Origin of the sequence: Grimontia celer (assembly GCF_900055185.1) — a bacterium.
Taxonomy (GTDB): Bacteria; Pseudomonadota; Gammaproteobacteria; order Enterobacterales; family Vibrionaceae; genus Enterovibrio; species Enterovibrio celer.
The window spans coordinates 109,438-127,450 of the sequence record NZ_FIZX01000004.1; the positions used below are offsets into that span (position 1 = coordinate 109,438).

An 18,013-nucleotide genomic window follows, 5' to 3' on the forward strand; every position below is an offset into this window, starting at 1 on the left:
TAACTCGTGTTAAACCCTTCCCGAACCTGGCCCGGCGTTCTGTCGGCGTCGGTCATAGCGGCGCTGATTGGCGCCGCTTTATTTTCTTTGCTCAGTCAGGCACCATCTCTGGATGTTGCCTCCCTCTGGCACGATCCTTACTTGCAGCACGTGACTGAGTTCAGCATCAAACAGGCTTTACTCTCAACGCTGCTGTCAGTTGGTTTAGCGATTCCTGTCGCCCATGCGCTCTCGCGTCGGCAGTTTCCTGGCAAGCGCCTGTTACTGAAATTGTTTTCCATGACGCTGGTACTGCCCGTGCTGGTTGGCGTGTTCGGTATTCTGGCGATTTACGGAAAAAAAGGGCTGCTGTCAGATTGGCTTCCGTTGCTTGGCGCACACTGGGACGTCAATATATACGGCCTTTCCGGCATTTTGCTGGCACATGTTTTCTTCAATCTACCTTTTTCGACCCAGCTGTTGGTTCAAGCGTTGGAGCAGGTGCCCACTGATCAGCAAAGGCTTGCTCAACAACTTGGTATGCGCGGATGGCACCGTTTTCGCCTTTTAGAATGGCCTTACCTCCGTCAGCAACTACCCCATGTCATTGGTTTGGTCTTCATGCTCTGCTTTACGAGCTTTGCTACTGTGATGGCGCTGGGAGGTGGCCCGGGTGCAACGACCATTGAACTCGCTATCTATCAGGCTATCCGCTTTGACTTTGATTTGCAGACAGGTGCCCTGCTGGCACTGTGGCAGTTACTGCTTTGTGGCTTTTTCCACCTTGCTATCCAGCGACTGACGCGTCCTGTTTCCCAGCAAGGAAAGGACAGCCATATTATGCTTCCGCCAAGACTCGACAGCACTGCTGAGAAAGTCTGGGATACAATGTGGATCTCGCTCGCCGTCTTTTTTGTCGTTCCCCCCCTTCTGATGGTGGTAATGAGTGGCATCAACCCCAGCGCACTTGATGTATTAACAAATGCAGCGCTTTGGCAGGCAACCGTAAATTCTATTTCACTCGCTGCGGGGGCAGCGCTTAGCGCCTTTTTGCTTGGGAGTGCTATTGTGCTTACGAGCCGTTTCTGGCGTTTAAACGGTTCCAACAAACGAGCCGACAGCATCGAGATGACAGCCTCATTGATTTTAGTGGTACCAAGCGTGGTACTCAGTACCGGCCTTTTCCTGATGCTGCGCGAGCACATCGACGTATTTAGTTCACCGTATTGGCTGGTGCTGGCAGTCAATACCCTGATGGCATTGCCTTATGTGGTGAAAACGCTGAGCACACCGGCCTTCCAACTTTCACAACAATATCAAAATCTTTGCAGTAGCCTCGGTGTAAAAGGTATTCACCGCCTTAAGCTGATTGAATGGCGTGCCCTTAAGGCACCGATTGCCCGTGCAATAGGCATCAGTTTTGTGCTTTCAACGGGCGATCTTGGTGCGATTGCTTTGGTCGGCAGCCAGGATTTCCAAACGCTGCCTTTGTACCTGTTTCACTTGATGGGTAGCTACCAAATGGATGCCGCAGCTGTGGCATCGCTCATCCTGTTCATACTCAGTCTTGGCAGTTACGCTCTCATCGAAAAACTCATCGCAGGAAGAAGCCATGCTTAACGTCAATGAGCTCAGTTATCAGTATCAGTCAGAGACACTAAGCTTTTCGTTTAGCGCTGACCCGGGAAGCATTACGGCAATTTTAGGACCAAGTGGAGCGGGTAAAAGCACTCTGCTCTCCTTGCTGTGTGGCTTGCTGCCACCTCATGATGGCTCAGTAAGCTTTGACGGAGAAGAGTTCACGCTAAAGCCGTCCCACGAGCGACCACTTTCGGTATTGTTTCAGGAACACAACCTGTTTAGTCATCTGAGCGCGTTCGACAATATTGCTTTGGGTATCAGCCCAAAACTCTCCTTAAATGCGCAAGACAAAATACTTGTTGAAGATGCGGCTGACAAAGTAGGCCTGCAGGGTTATCTCAATCGCCAACCTGGAGAGTTATCGGGAGGTCAGAAACAGCGTGTCGCTCTGGCACGATGTCTTGTTCGCAACCGTCCTCTGTTACTGCTCGACGAACCGTTTTCGGCACTGGATCCTTCTCTGAGACGCGATATGTTGAAAGAAGTCCGGCAGCTTGCCAGAAATTTAGGCACAACCATATTAATGGTGACCCACCACCCGGAAGATGCCATCGCTATTGCTGATAAGGTGTTGTTTATTGATGGTGGAAAGGTAGTTTATCACGCAAAAATCAGCGAGCTAAGCTCACCAAATGAAGCCATAAAGCCCTACCTTTCATAGTCTTAAGTGATGTGCGATGGTCAAATATTGCGCATCACCTAACCGCATCTATACTTATTTTTAAGACACTTAACCCATAAGAGAGATGCGATTGTGACTGTTACCAGTATCGATGTACTGGACTCGGTGGTCGATATTACAGCCCAGACAGAGTCCGATACCATTTCCGAAAGCCTTATTACGACTGTCTTACAGCTAACACCGGCTAATCAGGTATTGGTGTTGGATTATAATGCAGAAGCAAGTCCTGAGTTTATGGTTGTCGCGTGTTCAGACATCTTCCTGTTTGAAGAAGAGAAAGACGCTATCGAGCGTGTGCTCCGCAACTGTGTTATCACAGGTGAAAATGTGGTTGAGTTTAGCAAAGACGATAACCAGTCTTTGCTGGCCGTGCCTATTCGCTACGGTGAGAACAACGAAATTCATGCCGTCGTGTTTTGTAAAGCGGACGAGCTTAAGGGTGATGAAGTTCAACTCATTGAAGGACTGGCGAGAATCTATGAGAACTATCAGAAGATCATCTCCGCCAGCGAACGTGATGGTCTGACAGGGCTATATAACCGCAAAGTATTGACCACCAAGATCGATCTCTTGCTCGACCGTTTCTTGATACAGGGCACCAGTATTACCGACGATCCAACGCATCATCACTGGGTGTGTATTTTTGATATCGACCACTTCAAACAAATCAATGACGCTCTTGGACACGTGTTTGGTGATGAAGTCATTCTGCTCATTACAGCAATGATGAAACAGTCATTTGATGATGAAGACATCCTGTTCCGATACGGTGGTGATGAGTTCGTGGTCATCATGCACCCGCAACCACGCGAAGAAATGGAAAAAACGGTGCGCGACTTCCTTGTTACCGTTAATCAACGCGACTATGGCCAGGCGAAAGACGTTTCTATCTCCATGGGCGCCGCATCTATTAACGATCAGGAACTCAACGCGATTACCGTGCTCGGTTTTGCCGATCAGGCCCTTTACAAAGCCAAACAAAAAGGTCGCAATCAGGTCGCTTTTTATGAAGACCTCATTGCTTCTGGGGAACTCCAGTCTCTGGTTCCCGAGGATGACGTCGAATTGTTTTAACCATCGCATTGTTCAGTAAGCCGCCAAGTAAGGCGGCTTTTCTTTTTGAGATGTATATGGCGTTTTCACATCACATTAACGATTGACAGAAATCCTATTAATCGTTTCCCTCAACGCAAAGGGTTGCGTATAATCCCGTCAGATAATCTAGACAGGTTGATGTACCCGAGTTTATTTATGCCCAGTATTCGCCAGCTTGCTGCTCTTTCGCTGACGTCAGTACTTTTTCTGTTTTCTCCCTTCTCTTATGCAGAAGCCAAGAAACTGATCATTACGGGCTCTTCGACGTGGCAACCCTTCTCATTTATCAACCGCTTTGGTGAACCTGATGGCATTATGGTCGACTTCTGGCGTCTCTACGGCGAAGCCAACAATGTCGACATCTCATTTGAGCTAAAACCCTGGAGTGAATCGCTCGCCTTCACACGCAACACGCCAAACGTTGTCCATGGCGGCTTAGGCTATACAGGCGATCGCGCTAAATCCCTCGCTTTTTCACGTGAACTCCCGCTCAATCACTACAACGTGAATTTGTTCGTTCAAAAAGACCTGCCATTTGATGATTTGCATGCTCTGGATTCCGCCCTTGTTGGTACAGTCAAAGAAAGCACCAAGCACGCGTTTTTAGTCTCCCGAATTCCAGAGCAAAACATCCGTTTATTCCCAACATTTGGCTCCCTGAACGATGCCGCGTACCGGGGCGAAGTGGATGTGTTTATTGACGATCTCAGTACCGCGCTTTATGACATGCGCCATACAGGCAACAGTGGTCAGTTCACCTCACGCCAGAAGCTCTATTCTTTCCCGCTACATTTCGCAGTAAACAAAGATTCAAAAGAGACGATTGCAGATGTTGAGCGTGGATTGGACAACATTCGTCCAGATGACATCAAAGCCATTTATGAAAAGTGGCTGCCGCAAAACAAGTTACATCTCGCTTTACCATGGCTGAACAAAACGGCGCAGTACCTGATTTTCATATGCTCCTTGGTATTGTTGACAGTGGGTCTTTTCCTTTATCACCGCCTGCTGAAACACCGGACCGCAGAGCTAAAATCTGCCGTGAAAGCGCTGAAGGATTCAAAGCAGAAACTGGAAACCGCGACACAAAACGACCCGCTTACTGGCACCAAAACCCGTCATCAGTTTTTCACGGCGCTGAGCGATAAGCGCTTTTCACCTTCGCCTTACGTGGTAGCGGTGTTAGACATTGACCATCTTAAAGAAGTCAACGAGAGCTACGGACAGGATGTTGGCGATATGGCCATCAAGCACCTTGCGACACAACTTAGATTACAGCTTCCTAGTCAGACGCTTTGCGCGCGCCTTGGTGGCGGTGAATTTGCAGTTTTATTTGATTTAAGTGACACCAGTCAGGCTCAACGAAAATTGCAACAGCTCCAAAAGACCTTACAACTCAGCCTTCTCTATATCGACCAACAAGTCGTGCCGGTCAAGTTCAGTTCAGGCATCGCCGGCTATCCCTACGATGGTGAAAGTGGTGAGATGTTGGTTCGTATCGCATCTACCCGTATGCGCGCCAATAAACCGTCACAAAATAACTTTACGGCTGACAACAATGACGATGATTTGTTTACTGAGCATCGCTGGGCATAATATCAATATGCAGAAAAAACAAAGGCTGCCAAAGGGCAGCCTTTTTCAATTCGGTTCCAGTTAGAGGTTTTCTTCAGCAAACTCTGCGAGACGGCTGCGCACCACACCATTGAGGTAAACACAGGCACTGCCTTCAAAGTTCTTAAATCTTTCCACAATGTACGTCAGCCCTGATGTCACAGGGGTCAGGTATGGACTGTCTATTTGCGCCAGATTACCGGAGCAAACGATTTTCGTTCCTTCACCACAACGGGTGATGATGGTCTTCAACTGTGATGCGGTAAGGTTTTGACACTCATCCAAAATCACAAAGGCATTCTGGATAGAGCGGCCACGCATAAAGTTGATGGATTTAAACTGGATATTGGCCTTATCCATGATGTAACGCATCGAGCCATCTGCACACTCATCATTTTTGTGCAGCGCTTCCAGCGTATCGGTCACTGCACCTAACCAGGGCAGCATTTTCTCTTCTTCGGTGCCTGGAAGGAAACCGATGGATTCGGCAATTTCCGGCGTGTTACGGGTCACGATGATCTTGTCATACATGCCCTTTTCAACCACCTGCTCAAGCGCTGCTGCCATTGCCAGGATGGTTTTACCACAGCCCGCAGGGCCAGTCAGGATCACTAGATCCACATTCGGGTCAAGCAATGCATCCATTGCCATTCCCTGATAGATGTTTTTTGGGCGCACTCCCCATGCTTCACGGTGCATCAAACGTTCACGGCTGATGTCCTTAATGGTCATTTCCGTGTCGGTTAACCCCACTACACGTCCGGCAAAATCGTCGCCTTCGTCCAGTAGGTACTGATTCACGAAGGTGGTATCGGCGAGTTCACGCGGCAAAATGTGTAATGTGGTGCGGCCGCTATTTTCCGTTTCTACCTGACCGACCTTGTCCCAGAAGCCGCCTTCAAAGACCTGGAAGCCTTTAGTCAGCAGGCTGACATCGTCAATCAGCTGGTCGGTACGGTAGTCTTCAACAAACAGTACGCCAGCCCCTTTCGCACGCAGGCGCATGTTGATGTCTTTGGTGACCAGTACCACGGTTCTGGGCGAGCGTTTCGCCTGCAGGTGCAGCACCGCATTGAGGATACGGTTGTCTCCCGCTTTGTCGGCAAACGCCTGAACGGTTTCCTTAATTTCGTAGTCTGCAAAAATGGAGACGGTCCCAGTGCTGCCTTCTTTGCCGACAATAATGCCTTCAGCAATCTGGTCTGGGGTGGCGTCTTTAAAGATATCTTCGAGGGCACGAATCGCGACACGTGCGTCACGGGAGACGTCCCGCTTGCTGTCTTTGATCCGGTCGAGCTCTTCGAGGACGGTCATGGGAATGATCACGTCATGTTCTTGAAAGGAATAGATGGCGAAAGGTTCATGAAGCAGGATGTTGGTGTCCAGCACAAAGAATTTCCGATCGGCATCGCCCATAGGCACCTCCTTGGTTGCATAGGCTTGTGGGAGCCCCACGAGTTTCCCCTGATCCCGCAAGCAAACCGCGTGCCACGGTAATCGGGTAAATACAGCCACTACGCTAAAAAAGTCTGTGTCTGCATAATCTTAATCGTAAGACATATTTCAGTGTTTACCCGTCGACTACGCCACATTTTCACGAATTTGTTACTTGTTTGTTACGACCGCCAAATTTCCAACATTCGCCGTGACCCTGCTCACAAGTTCGAGTACCATTGGCAACCTTTTTCTCCGTGCGCATCATGGCCTACACTGTAGTTCGCATGAGGCACGTCATCTCCAATTTGTGTCAGCTTTAACCAGAGGTTTCTCCCCTATGTCTTACGCCCTCGGACAACGTTGGATCAGCGATACCGAAAGTGACCTGGGTCTGGGTACAGTTGTTGCGCTTGATGCGCGTACTGTGACCCTGATGTTCCCAGCCAGTGAAGAAAATCGACTCTACGCCAATAACGATGCGCCCATTACGCGCGTGATGTTTAACGTAGGCGATACCATTGAAAGTCATGAAGGCTGGTTTCTGACTGTTGAACGTGTTGAAGAGGAAGGCGGCGTGCTGACCTATGTGGGTACACGCACCGACACGGGTGAAGAAAACACGCTGCTTCGTGAAATTTTCCTGAGCCACCAAATCCGTTTTAACCGCCCGCAGGACAAGCTATTTGCCGGTCAAATCGATCGCATGGACCGATTTGCACTGCGCTACCGCGCTCTGAAGAACCAGTACGAACAGCACAAGAGTCCGATGCGCGGCCTGTGTGGAATGCGCGCGGGATTGATCCCTCACCAGCTTTTCATTGCCCATGAAGTAGGTCGCCGTCACGCACCACGCGTATTGCTGGCTGACGAAGTAGGTCTGGGTAAAACCATTGAAGCAGGCATGATCATCCACCAGCAGGTGCTGTCTGGCCGTGCGTCCCGCGTTTTGGTTGTTGTGCCGGAAACCCTCCAGCACCAGTGGCTGGTTGAGATGCTTCGTCGCTTCAATCTGCACTTCTCCATTTTCGACGAAGAGCGCTGCATCGAAGCGTTTGCGGATTCAGATAACCCGTTTGATACTGCGCAGTTGGTACTGTGTTCACTGGACTTCCTGCGTAAAAGCCGTAAACGTGCGGAGCAAGCCGCCGAAGGCGAATGGGATTTGCTCGTAGTCGACGAAGCGCATCACCTTGAGTGGAGCGAAGAGAAAGCCAGCCGCGAGTATCAGGTGATTGAAGGCATCGCTGAAAACACCCCAGGCGTACTGCTGCTGACGGCAACCCCAGAACAGCTCGGTCACGAAAGTCATTTTGCCCGTCTGCGTCTTCTCGACCCAGACCGTTTCTATGACTATCAGGCGTTTGTGGAAGAAGAAACCCAATACGCACCGGTCGCTGATGCAGTGAGCCAGTTGCTGTCTGAAGACAAGCTCAGCAACGAGGCGAAAAACAGCATTACCGAACTGCTTTCCGAGCAGGATGTTGAGCCGCTACTGCGTATTATCGAAGCTGGTGATGTCGATAACGACCAACGCCGTGACGCTCGTAACGAGCTGATTGATAACCTGATGGACCGCCATGGTACAGGCCGCGTGTTGTTCCGTAACACCCGCGCGGCGATTCAAGGCTTTCCGCAACGCCATTTGAACCTGTACCCGCTGGCACTGCCAAGCCAGTACCAGACCTCGATGCGTGTTGCCGCCATGATGGGCGGTAGTAGCCAGTCTATCGAGCAAAAAGCGGTTCAATGGCTGTACCCTGAAGATATTTACCAGCAATTTGAAGGTGAAAACGCCTCTTGGTGGGGCTTCGACCCACGAATTGACTGGCTGCTGGATTTACTCAAATCCAACCGTCAGGAAAAAGTGCTGGTGATCTGTTCACGCGCACAGACTGCATTGTCGCTGGAGCAAGCACTTCGCGAACGTGAAGGTATCCGCGGTACTGTTTTCCATGAAGGCATGTCGATTCTGGAGCGCGATAAAGCAGCCGCTTACTTCGCCCAGGATGAAGCCGGCGCACAGGTGCTGATCTGTTCTGAAATCGGCTCAGAAGGCCGTAACTTCCAGTTTGCTAACCAATTGGTGATGTTCGATTTGCCAATGAACCCCGACTTGTTGGAGCAGCGTATCGGCCGCCTGGACCGTATCGGCCAGAAGCGTGACATCGAAATTCACGTCCCATTCATGGAAGGCACATCGCAGGCACTGCTTGCACGTTGGTACAATGAAGGCCTGAACGCCTTTGAAGAGACCTGTCCGACGGGCCGAGCTGTCTTCGAACACGTTCAGGAAGATTTGCTGCAACTGCTGGCAAAAGGCAGCCTCGATGAGTCTCTGGATACGCTGGTTGAAACCAGTGCCGAGATGCACCACAGACTGAAAGCGGAGCTTGAAAAAGGCCGCGACCGTCTGCTGGAAATGCATTCCAATGGCGGAGCCAGTGCCAAGGCGCTGGCAGAAACCATCGCCTCCCATGACGGTGACACCAATCTTGTTACCTTCGCGTTAGGTCTGTTTGACACGGTTGGTCTGAATCAGGACGACAAAGGCGAGAATGCCATTGTCGTAACGCCTTCAGAGCACATGTTGGTATCGAGCTACCCTGGCCTGCCAAGCGAAGGCTGCACAATCACCTTTGACCGCGAAACTGCGCTGTCCCGTGAAGACCTGCACTTTATTAGTTGGGAACACCCAATGATCCAAGGCGGTATCGATCTATTGCTTTCTGAAGATGTGGGTACCACCGCAGTCTCTTTGTTGAAGAACAAAGCCCTACCAGTCGGCACCCTGTTCCTTGAGCTGCTGTACGTGGCAGATGCACAGGCCCCGAAGAGCTCAGGCATTCACCAGTTCCTGCCAGCGACCCCAATCCGTGTGCTTCTGGATGCAAAAGGTAACGATCTGGCAGCTCAGGTAGAGTTTGAAGGCTTCCACCGCCAACTGAGCCCAGTAAATCGCCATCTGGCAAGCAAACTGGTGTCCTCAGTTCAAACCCAAATTCATGGCCTGATCGAAATGGGCGACCCGCTGGCTGAAAAACAACTGGCCGTGGTCAAAGAAGCCGCAGAAGCCGAGATGACAGCTAAGCTTCGCTCTGAACTGGATCGCCTTCAGGCGCTGAAAGCCGTTAACCCGAATATCCGTGATGATGAGCTGGAAGCGATTGAAACCCAAATGGGTGAACTTCGCGGCTACATCAATCAGGCACAGGTGAATCTGGATGCGCTGCGTGTGATCGTGGTCAGCCATCAGTAATCTAAGCTAGCCCAAAAGAAAGGCACTGCTTCGGCAGTGCCTTTCTTTTACCAGACTTCTCTTTCCACAGCAGCATGCTAAACTGCCGCCCGTTTAAACTTCGAGCAGTTCCTTTTCGAGTAAAGCCATGAGCGACTTTATCTATAACCCGCCAACGGAACCCTGGCTGGATGTTATCTATCAGGACGACGACATCATTGCCATCAACAAACCAAGTGGTCTTCTGACCAACCCGGGACGCGATCCTGCGCATTATGATAGTGCATGGTCACGCATCAAGGCGGAATATCCTGACGCTGAGCTGGTTCACCGACTCGATATGTCGACATCTGGCCTGATTGTGTTTGCTAAACACAAAGAGGCAGAACGCCACCTGAAAGCCCAGTTCCGTGAGCGTGTGACCCACAAGCTCTATTACGCTCGCGTGTGGGGTAGTGTTGGGCAGGATGAAGGCCGAATCGACCTGCCGCTGATTTGTGACTGGCCAAACCGCCCAAAGCAAATGGTGTGCTTCGAAAATGGCAAGCCATCAGTAACAGACTACGAAGTGATTAAGCGGGAAAAGAAAACAACACTGGTGCGTCTTCTTCCTATCACAGGCCGCTCCCACCAGCTTCGTGTTCACATGCTGGCGCTAGAACACCCAATTGTCGGCGACGAGTTTTATGCTCATCCGCAGGCACTGAAATACTCACCAAGACTGCAACTTCACGCTGGAGAGCTTTGCTTCCTGCATCCAGGTTCGGGAGAGCCGATGCATTTGTCTGCGCCTTGTGATTTTTACAGCAGTGCGCCGAGTGACACGCTGGTACGACGAGGCATCAAAGCTGACCCTGAACTGTTGAAGTAATCAATAGTTCGGATTTACACTGGCGGAAAAAGGAAGCCCGCCATGGAAAAGATTGTCTTTCTGGATAGTACGACTATCCCCTCTCATATCCGTATTCCCTCGCCCTCTTTTCCTCACCAATGGGAAAGCTTCGAAGAAACATCGCCCGAAGAAGTATTAAGTAGACTCAAAGATGCCACCATTGTTGTAGCCAACAAAGTTATCCTCAGCGGCGAGTTACTGGCGCAACTCCCATCGCTCAAGCTGATTGCCGTGGCCGCGACAGGCTATAACAATGTCGATGTCCGCTGGTGCAAAGCCAACAATCTCCCCGTTTGTAATATCCGTGGTTATGCCACTGGTTCCGTGCCAGAACATGTCATCGCACTCGCTTTTGCACTGAGACGAAATATCAATGCCTACCACAGGGACATTGAGCTGGGTGTTTGGAAAGAGAAGAACCAATTTTGCTTCTTTACTCATCCTATCGGTGATATTGCTGGCGCCACGCTCGGTATCATTGGGTCAGGCAGTTTGGGACAGGCGGTAGAACTACTCGCTAAAGCTGTCGGCATGAAGGTGATTCGCTCAGAACGAAAAGGCGCAACATCTGTCCGAGACGGGTATGTTTCATTTGAGGAAGCCCTGAAACAAGCTGATATCCTGACCCTGCATTGTCCGCTCAGCGATGAAACCCGAAACCTGATTGGCGCTGAAGAACTTGCCAAAATGAAGCCGACTTCGATCTTGATCAACACTGGACGAGGTGGCTTAGTGAATGAAGTGGCGCTAGTTGAAGCACTTAAGAATGGCGAAATTGCTGGCGCTGGAGTGGATGTGTTTACCGAAGAGCCTGCCACAACCAGCAACCCATTGTTGGCTCATGCAGGAATGCCTAACTTAATCCTAACCCCTCATGTCGCTTGGGGCAGCGATTCCAGCATCCAGACACTGGCAAATCAACTTACCGACAACTTGAATGCCTTTATCGAAGGTAAACCACAGAATCTCGTGTAAGGGCTTATTTAAAGCCCTTTTCTTTTTTAATCAGGTCGTACGCTGCCTGAATTTCTTGCGCTTTTTGTTTCGCTATCTCCATCATCTCTGGCGGTAGGCCTTTTGCTGCAAGTTTGTCAGGATGGTGTTCATTCATCAGCTTTCTGTGAGCACGTTTTACGGTCTGAGCATTGGCGTCTTCATCAACACCAAGAATCTTGTATGCATCAGCGATGTTTGGTCCACCAAAGCCTTGCTGCCATTGTTGCTGACCTTGATGTTGGCCGCCCTGTTGCTGGTAAAACTGGTAAGCCGCTTCCTGCATCGCCAAGCGCTGCTCAAGTTGTTGACGGGAAAAGCCTAGCGTACCGGCAATCGTGTAAAGTACCTGACGTTCGCTGGGATGCATAGAACCATCGGCATACGCAGCCTGAATTTGTACTTCAAGGAAAAACTGGAGCAGGTCAAAGCGACCACCACAATTGCGACGAACGGATTCCAATGTGTCTTCCAGCGGGAACGTGGCGTCTTTACCTTCACGGAATGCATCTTGAGCCTGCCGTCTGGCATCACCATGCAAAGCCATACGATCCATTAGATTGGTCGCAAGACGGATCTCATTTTGTGTCACCTGACCTTTGGCTTTGGCAACATGTCCCATCACTGCAAAAGTGGCATGAAAGTAAGCCTGTTGACGCGCTTGCTGGTTCTGTCCCTGAAAACCACCGCCAAAGGAAACGTTTTGTCTCGCCTTATCGAACTTATGCCCTAAAAACAGACCTAACAATAACCCGAAAGGACCACCGAGCAGGAAGCCAAAGAATGCCCCCAACACTTTTCCCCAAACCGCCATGTTTATTTCTCTATTTGATTAATTTATCTCGTTTAAGCCAGCAAGCAGGTGCCGTGAGGCATGATTTGCATTATCATAACCCCCATTTTTCAGCAAAAATTTGCCAGGACGCAGCGCAAGAGTATACCAGTGCTGTATGCCAACAACAGGATTGAGTTTTAATGTCACTGACTGCCAGAAGTTTTTTATCCTCGATGATTTGCCTTGCCCTATATGGACAGGCCATGGCGGAAGAGAGCCAAGCCACTCAGAGCAGCACCGATCCTTTGGTGATCCCGACAGGAAAATGCCTTGCACCGGAATATCGCTGTAATCCGAACGCTGGCAGCGCTGAAGATATCAATAATCTTCCCGTCAAAATCGTCGCCGACAGTGCTGAAGCGAAAGCCAACGAAAAGGCCATTTACCGTGGCGATGTGATCGTGACTCAAGGCAATCGAACGGTAAAAGCGGATTCTGCAACCTTGCGCCAACCAGAAAACATTGTCACGGCGGAGGGCAATGTTTATTTCCACGACGGCCAGATTGCTATTTCGGGCGAGTCTTTACAGACCAATTTGGATAACGAAGACACCACGCTAAATGACGCCCAGTACAAAATGATGTGTACACCAGGTCGCGGAGAAGCCAAACGCGTCTTCAAAAATGGTACGACTTTCTACGAGCTCGAGGATGGTACCTACACCACGTGCCCTGACGACGACAAGAGCTGGCGATTCAGCGCAGGGAAATTGGAAAAAGAAGACGGTGACATATTCGCTGATCTTTACCATGCCCGCTTTGAGGTACTGGATACCCCTATCTTCTATCTGCCTTATCTTCGTGTACCAGTCGAAGACGGCCGCCTGACTGGCTTCTTGTACCCATCGATCAGTTGGAACGATAGCGATGGCTTCGAACTGGAGACACCGTTCTACTGGAATATCCATCCGCAGGCTGACATGCGTATCACCCCAAGATATATGTCTAACCGTGGATTATTTATGACTTTGGAGCCTCGCTACCTGACCGAGATGGGTTCAGGCAGCATGGTACTCGAATATATGGGGGAAGATAAACTCTACCCTGAGTTCGATAAGAGTTGGGGATTCAACTGGACTCATTCAGGCATTCAAGACCATTGGTTGTACGATGTTGATTACAGTAAAGTCAGTGACTTCAGTTATTTCACCCGCCATACAGATTCGCGTGTGGGTAACCGGGAAGATAATACCCTTCTTCAAACTGGAGAGGTGTCCTATCGCGACCTGAACTGGGATTCCACATTAAGCATCCGAAATTTCCAGCCGTTGAGCCCCAACACGTCTGTATATCGCCTACTCCCACAACTCGCGATGAACTATTACCGACCAGCCACGGAGTACGGCATCGATTTCTACATGCCGACGCAAATCAGTAAGTTTGCGACGGACGATAACAGTAAGCCTGACGCGCTCCGTTTTAATGTCGAGCCGACTATTGTGCTGCCATACAACCTGCCATGGATAAGTGCCACTGCTGAAGGCAAGGTCTTTTATACCTATTACGACCAATCAAACATTGATGGTGTCACTGGCGTCAATGGTGAGGAACTCGAAGAGACCGTCTCGCGAGTGGTGCCGATGGCAAGACTACATGCCGTCGTGACGTTAGAACGTAACGGCGCTTTCTTCGATACGCCATATACCCAAACCTTAGAGCCACAGGCTCAATATCTCTATATCAAAGACGTTGATCAGTCTGGCATTTACAATCCTGTCAACTATTCAGGTGGCGGGTATGATACGGCTCGTTTGCAAACCGATTACTATGGCCTGTTCCGAGCCAATCAGTACAGTAGCGTCGATTACATCAACCCAGCCAATCAGGTGACTGTCGGTGCTGCGACCCGTTTCTTCGATAATGGATATAAAGAGCGTTTTAACTTGGCATTTGGTCAGATTTACTATCTTGATCGCTTCGCTAATCAAGAAGACACCTCGATCAATTATTCCGCTTGGGCAATTGAAAGTGAGCTCAACCTTAATGACTATCTGTTTGTCAGAGGATCGTTGGAATATGACAGCAATCTCAGCGACGTGCAGTTTGGTAATGCAACTGTGGAATACCGCGACGGTGGTTTCTTTGCGCAGACCAGTTACCGTTATGTAGCGAAGGACTACATATCTAACTCTGTAGGATTTGGCAACCTGGATCAAATCACTGAAGATGGAATTTCACAGGTAGGTTTGGTGACAGGATTCCCTATTGCGGATGGTGTGACGGTGCGTGGTCAATACTTCCACGACCTTACTCAGGATCTGATGCTGGAAAATCAACTGGGTATTACTTATCGCTCTGATTGTTGGGTTATAGGCTTAAGCTACAACGAATATTTGCTCGCGCGTAGCAATATCAATGATACTGCGCGTTACGACAATAACATCAGCTTGTCATTCAGCTTACTTGGTCTTGGTGCGAATGCAGGATTTGGCTACAGCACTGCCAGCGGTAACGCCTTGGGCTACCGAAACCCATTTGGCCTGAAGAACTAATTTTGAGATTTTGGAAACGCAAATGAATAAATGGACGAAAGCTTTACTGGCAGCCGCAATCTCAGCCAGTTCGTTAAACGTATCTGCCTCTCCTGCAGAACTAGATCGCGTTATCACTGTGGTCAATGAAGGTGTCATCCTTTCAAGTGATGTAGAGTCTCTGAAAAAGACCGTCGCTTTGAACGCAGATACGGCAAACCTGCCACCGGAAGATGTGCTTGAGCAACAAATTCTTGATCAGCTCATCATAGAAGAGCTTCAGCTTCAGGAAGCCAAGCGTCTAGGTATTCGTATTGATGATACCCGCCTTGAGCAGGCCATTGATTCTATCGCCACGGACAAGAGTATTTCAGTGTCCCAACTGCGTGAAGAGCTGAAACGCAACGGTATTACCTGGTCGTCTTACCGCGACCAAATTCGCCGCGAGATGACCATCAGCGAAGCACGTAATGCTCAGGTTCGCCGCCGCATCAACATACTTCCTCAAGAAGTAGAATCATTGGCATCCCAGCTCAATGCAAAAAATCTTGAAAATGTCGAATATCGTCTGAGCCATATACAACTTCGATTAGATGAAGGGGCAGAGAAAGACGAGCGTGATGCTGTCGCGGAGAAGGCAAACAAGTTGGTATCTGACCTTGAAGCCGGAAGTAACTTCAAAGCGTTAGCGCTGGCAAACTCTAAAGGTCCAAAAGCGCTTGATGGCGGAGACTGGGGATGGATGCGTTTGGAAGAAATGCCAACTATCTTCGCAGATCAGATTAAAAACAATGGTAAGGGTGCCATCATTGGTCCGTTCCGTAGCGGCGTGGGTTACCACATCCTAAAAATCGCTGATGTGAAAGGCCTTCAGTCTGTTGCCGTAACGGAAGTGAAGGCGCGTCATATTCTGATCAAGCCTTCTATCGTCCTTAGTGACGATGGTGCTAAGCGCCAGCTCAGCCAAATGATCGAACAAATCAACAAAGGCGAGAAAAGCTTTGACGATTTAGCCAAACAATACAGTGCAGACCCTGGTTCGGCGGTGAAAGGCGGTGACCTTGGCTGGCAGACATCAGAGCTTTATGTTCCTGAGTTTAAAGACAAAGTAGACACCTTGCCTGAGGGTGACATCAGCGAACCATTTAAAACGGTTCACGGCTGGCACATTGTCGAGGTATTGGAACGCCGCCAGGCTGATCGTACCGATGCAGCAGTGCAGAACCGAGCATACCGTATGCTACTGAACCGTAAGTTCAACGAAGAGGCGCAGGCTTGGTTACAGGAGCTTCGTGCTGGCGCTTACGTAGAGCAGGTGGGTAATCTTGATGAAGACAGCTAACACAAAACGTATCGCCATCACCCCAGGTGAACCTGCGGGAATAGGTCCGGACTTGGTATTGGCGTTGGCACATGATAACTGGCCGCACGAGCTGGTGATTTGTGCCAATAAGGCAATGTTAGCGGAGCGTGCTAAGCAGCTTAACATTGATATCCGCTTTGAAGATTACGATCCATCAGCGGCTCCCAAGGCCCATGAACCGGGCGTTTTAGTGGTTTGTGATGAGTCGCTTGAAGCTGACGTAGTGGCAGGCGAGCTCAATGAAGCCAACGGTCACTATGTCCTCAATACTCTCACCCGCGCAGCCGAAGGCAACATGCAGGGCGAGTTTGCCGCGATGGTAACAGGCCCGGTTCACAAGGGCGTGATTAACCGTGCAGGTGTATCTTTCAGTGGCCACACAGAGTTTTTCCAGCACCACGCCAACGTACAACAAGTGGTGATGATGCTGGCGACAGAAGGTCTCCGGGTAGCCTTAGTGACTACCCATATCCCTTTGGCATATGTGTCGAAAGCCATTACCGAAGATCGTCTGTTTCAAGTGATTGGCATTTTGAATGACGACCTCAAATCCAAATTCGGAATCGCAGAGCCCAAGATTTATGTCTGTGGCTTGAATCCCCATGCTGGGGAAGATGGCTGTCTGGGCCGCGAAGAGATAGATATCATCGAGCCAGCACTTGAGAAGCTTCGCGAACAGGGAATGAATCTCATTGGCCCTCTTCCAGCAGACACACTATTCCAGGACAAGTACCTAAAAGATGCGGACGCCGTATTGGCGATGTATCACGATCAGGGATTGCCTGTGTTAAAATTCAAAGGATTTGGAAAGTCAGTCAACATCACTCTTGGGCTGCCTTTCATCCGAACTTCAGTAGATCATGGTACCGCATTGGATTTAGCAGGTACCGGAACGGCGGATACTGGAAGCCTGCGGACAGCGCTATCCCACGCCCTCGAATTAGTAGATAAGAAAGCATGAGCGATAAAGTCCATCTCGGCCACCGTGCCCGTAAGCGCTTCGGCCAGAACTTCCTGAACGATCCGTACATCATTGACGGCATTGTTTCTGCCATCAACCCTCAGCCAGGCGAGAACCTCGTTGAAATCGGTCCAGGCCTCGGTGCATTGACTGAGCCTGTTGCCCGAGAAGTCGACAAACTGAGCGTGGTTGAGCTTGACCGCGATTTGGCTGAACGTCTTCGCCATCACCCAGACTTGGCAGATAAACTGACCATCTATGAAGGCGATGCGATGAAGTTCGACTTTACGCAACTGTCGTCTGAAGAGAACCCACTTCGTATTTTCGGTAACCTGCCGTACAACGTATCAACACCGCTAATGTTCCACCTGTTCAGCTTTGCAGGTAAAGTGAAAGATATGCACTTTATGCTTCAAAAAGAAGTGGTTAACCGTCTAGCTGCAGGTCCTAACAGTAAAGCCTATGGCCGTTTGACTGTAATGGCACAATACTACTGTAAGGTAGTGCCAGTGCTGGAAGTACCACCAACGGCATTTAAGCCAGCGCCAAAAGTGGACTCGGCCGTTGTACGCCTTATTCCGCACAAAGAGCTGCCACACCCAACCACTAGCCTTAAATGGTTGGAGCGTGTTTGCCGTGAGGGCTTTAACCAACGCCGTAAAACCGTGCGTAACTGTTTCAAATCGCTTATTGATGCAGAGACCATGGAATCGCTGGGAATCGATCCTTCGGCGCGCCCAGAGAGTCTCTCGTTGGCACAGTTTGTTGCACTGGCAAACTGGATGGATGCAAACCATCAACAATAATTTCAGGGA

13 protein-coding genes are annotated in these 18,013 nt (G+C 49.9%); 11 read left to right on the top strand and 2 right to left on the bottom strand.

Annotated features, from left to right (window positions below; all coding sequences use genetic code 11):
• Positions 1-6: 6 nt before the first annotated feature.
• From thiP to GCE9029_RS20645, 4 genes are all read left to right on the top strand, one after another.
• A complete protein-coding gene (gene thiP, locus GCE9029_RS20630; protein WP_062666506.1) occupies positions 7-1,599 on the top strand; it encodes a thiamine/thiamine pyrophosphate ABC transporter permease in 1,593 nt (530 codons plus the stop codon).
• The gene (gene thiQ, locus GCE9029_RS20635; RefSeq protein ID WP_062666508.1) at positions 1,592-2,281 is read left to right on the top strand and encodes a thiamine ABC transporter ATP-binding protein; all 690 of its coding nucleotides are present in this window, start codon (positions 1,592-1,594) and stop codon (positions 2,279-2,281) included. Before thiP ends, thiQ begins: the two co-directional genes overlap by 8 nt.
• 93 nt (positions 2,282-2,374) lie before the next feature.
• Positions 2,375-3,376, top strand: a complete 1,002-nt coding sequence (locus GCE9029_RS20640; RefSeq protein WP_062666510.1) for a GGDEF domain-containing protein — start codon at positions 2,375-2,377, stop codon at positions 3,374-3,376.
• A gap of 177 nt (positions 3,377-3,553) precedes the next feature.
• Positions 3,554-4,993, top strand: a complete 1,440-nt coding sequence (locus GCE9029_RS20645; protein ID WP_062666512.1) for a transporter substrate-binding domain-containing diguanylate cyclase — start codon at positions 3,554-3,556, stop codon at positions 4,991-4,993.
• Positions 4,994-5,053: 60 nt separating this feature from the next.
• Here the strand turns inward: GCE9029_RS20645 and GCE9029_RS20650 are convergent, their stop codons facing one another.
• Positions 5,054-6,427: a PhoH family protein gene (locus tag GCE9029_RS20650; protein ID WP_062666513.1), complete on the bottom strand. Its 1,374-nt coding sequence runs from the start codon at positions 6,425-6,427 to the stop codon at positions 5,054-5,056.
• Positions 6,428-6,785: 358 nt separating this feature from the next.
• On the opposite strand from GCE9029_RS20650, the gene rapA reads away from it, so the two are divergent.
• From rapA to GCE9029_RS20665, 3 genes are all read left to right on the top strand, one after another.
• On the top strand, positions 6,786-9,704 hold the full coding sequence (gene rapA, locus GCE9029_RS20655) for an RNA polymerase-associated protein RapA (RefSeq protein WP_062666516.1): 2,919 nt from the start codon (positions 6,786-6,788) through the stop codon (positions 9,702-9,704).
• A gap of 127 nt (positions 9,705-9,831) precedes the next feature.
• Positions 9,832-10,554 carry a bifunctional tRNA pseudouridine(32) synthase/23S rRNA pseudouridine(746) synthase RluA gene (rluA, locus tag GCE9029_RS20660; protein WP_063856919.1) on the top strand — a complete coding sequence of 241 codons (723 nt, stop codon included), beginning with the start codon at positions 9,832-9,834 and terminating at the stop codon, positions 10,552-10,554.
• Between the two features lie 42 nt (positions 10,555-10,596).
• Entirely contained in the window at positions 10,597-11,550 is a 954-nt protein-coding gene (locus tag GCE9029_RS20665; protein ID WP_062666518.1) for a D-2-hydroxyacid dehydrogenase, read from the top strand.
• Between the two features lie 4 nt (positions 11,551-11,554).
• Here GCE9029_RS20665 and djlA read toward each other — a convergent pair whose 3' ends face one another.
• Positions 11,555-12,382 (bottom strand): co-chaperone DjlA, encoded by an 828-nt coding sequence (gene djlA, locus GCE9029_RS20670; protein ID WP_062666520.1) that lies wholly within the window; start codon positions 12,380-12,382, stop codon positions 11,555-11,557.
• Positions 12,383-12,543: 161 nt separating this feature from the next.
• On the opposite strand from djlA, the gene lptD reads away from it, so the two are divergent.
• From lptD to rsmA, 4 genes are read left to right on the top strand one after another with little or no spacing between them, the layout of a single operon-like run.
• Positions 12,544-14,895 carry an LPS assembly protein LptD gene (lptD, locus tag GCE9029_RS20675; RefSeq protein ID WP_062666522.1) on the top strand — a complete coding sequence of 784 codons (2,352 nt, stop codon included), beginning with the start codon at positions 12,544-12,546 and terminating at the stop codon, positions 14,893-14,895.
• A gap of 22 nt (positions 14,896-14,917) precedes the next feature.
• Complete coding sequence (surA, locus tag GCE9029_RS20680) at positions 14,918-16,216, top strand: peptidylprolyl isomerase SurA (protein ID WP_062666523.1); 1,299 nt, start codon at positions 14,918-14,920, stop codon at positions 16,214-16,216.
• Positions 16,203-17,198 carry a 4-hydroxythreonine-4-phosphate dehydrogenase PdxA gene (gene pdxA, locus GCE9029_RS20685; RefSeq protein ID WP_062666525.1) on the top strand — a complete coding sequence of 332 codons (996 nt, stop codon included), beginning with the start codon at positions 16,203-16,205 and terminating at the stop codon, positions 17,196-17,198. Before surA ends, pdxA begins: the two co-directional genes overlap by 14 nt.
• A complete protein-coding gene (rsmA, locus tag GCE9029_RS20690) occupies positions 17,195-18,004 on the top strand; it encodes a 16S rRNA (adenine(1518)-N(6)/adenine(1519)-N(6))-dimethyltransferase RsmA (protein WP_062666528.1) in 810 nt (269 codons plus the stop codon). Before pdxA ends, rsmA begins: the two co-directional genes overlap by 4 nt.
• Positions 18,005-18,013: the final 9 nt, after the last annotated feature.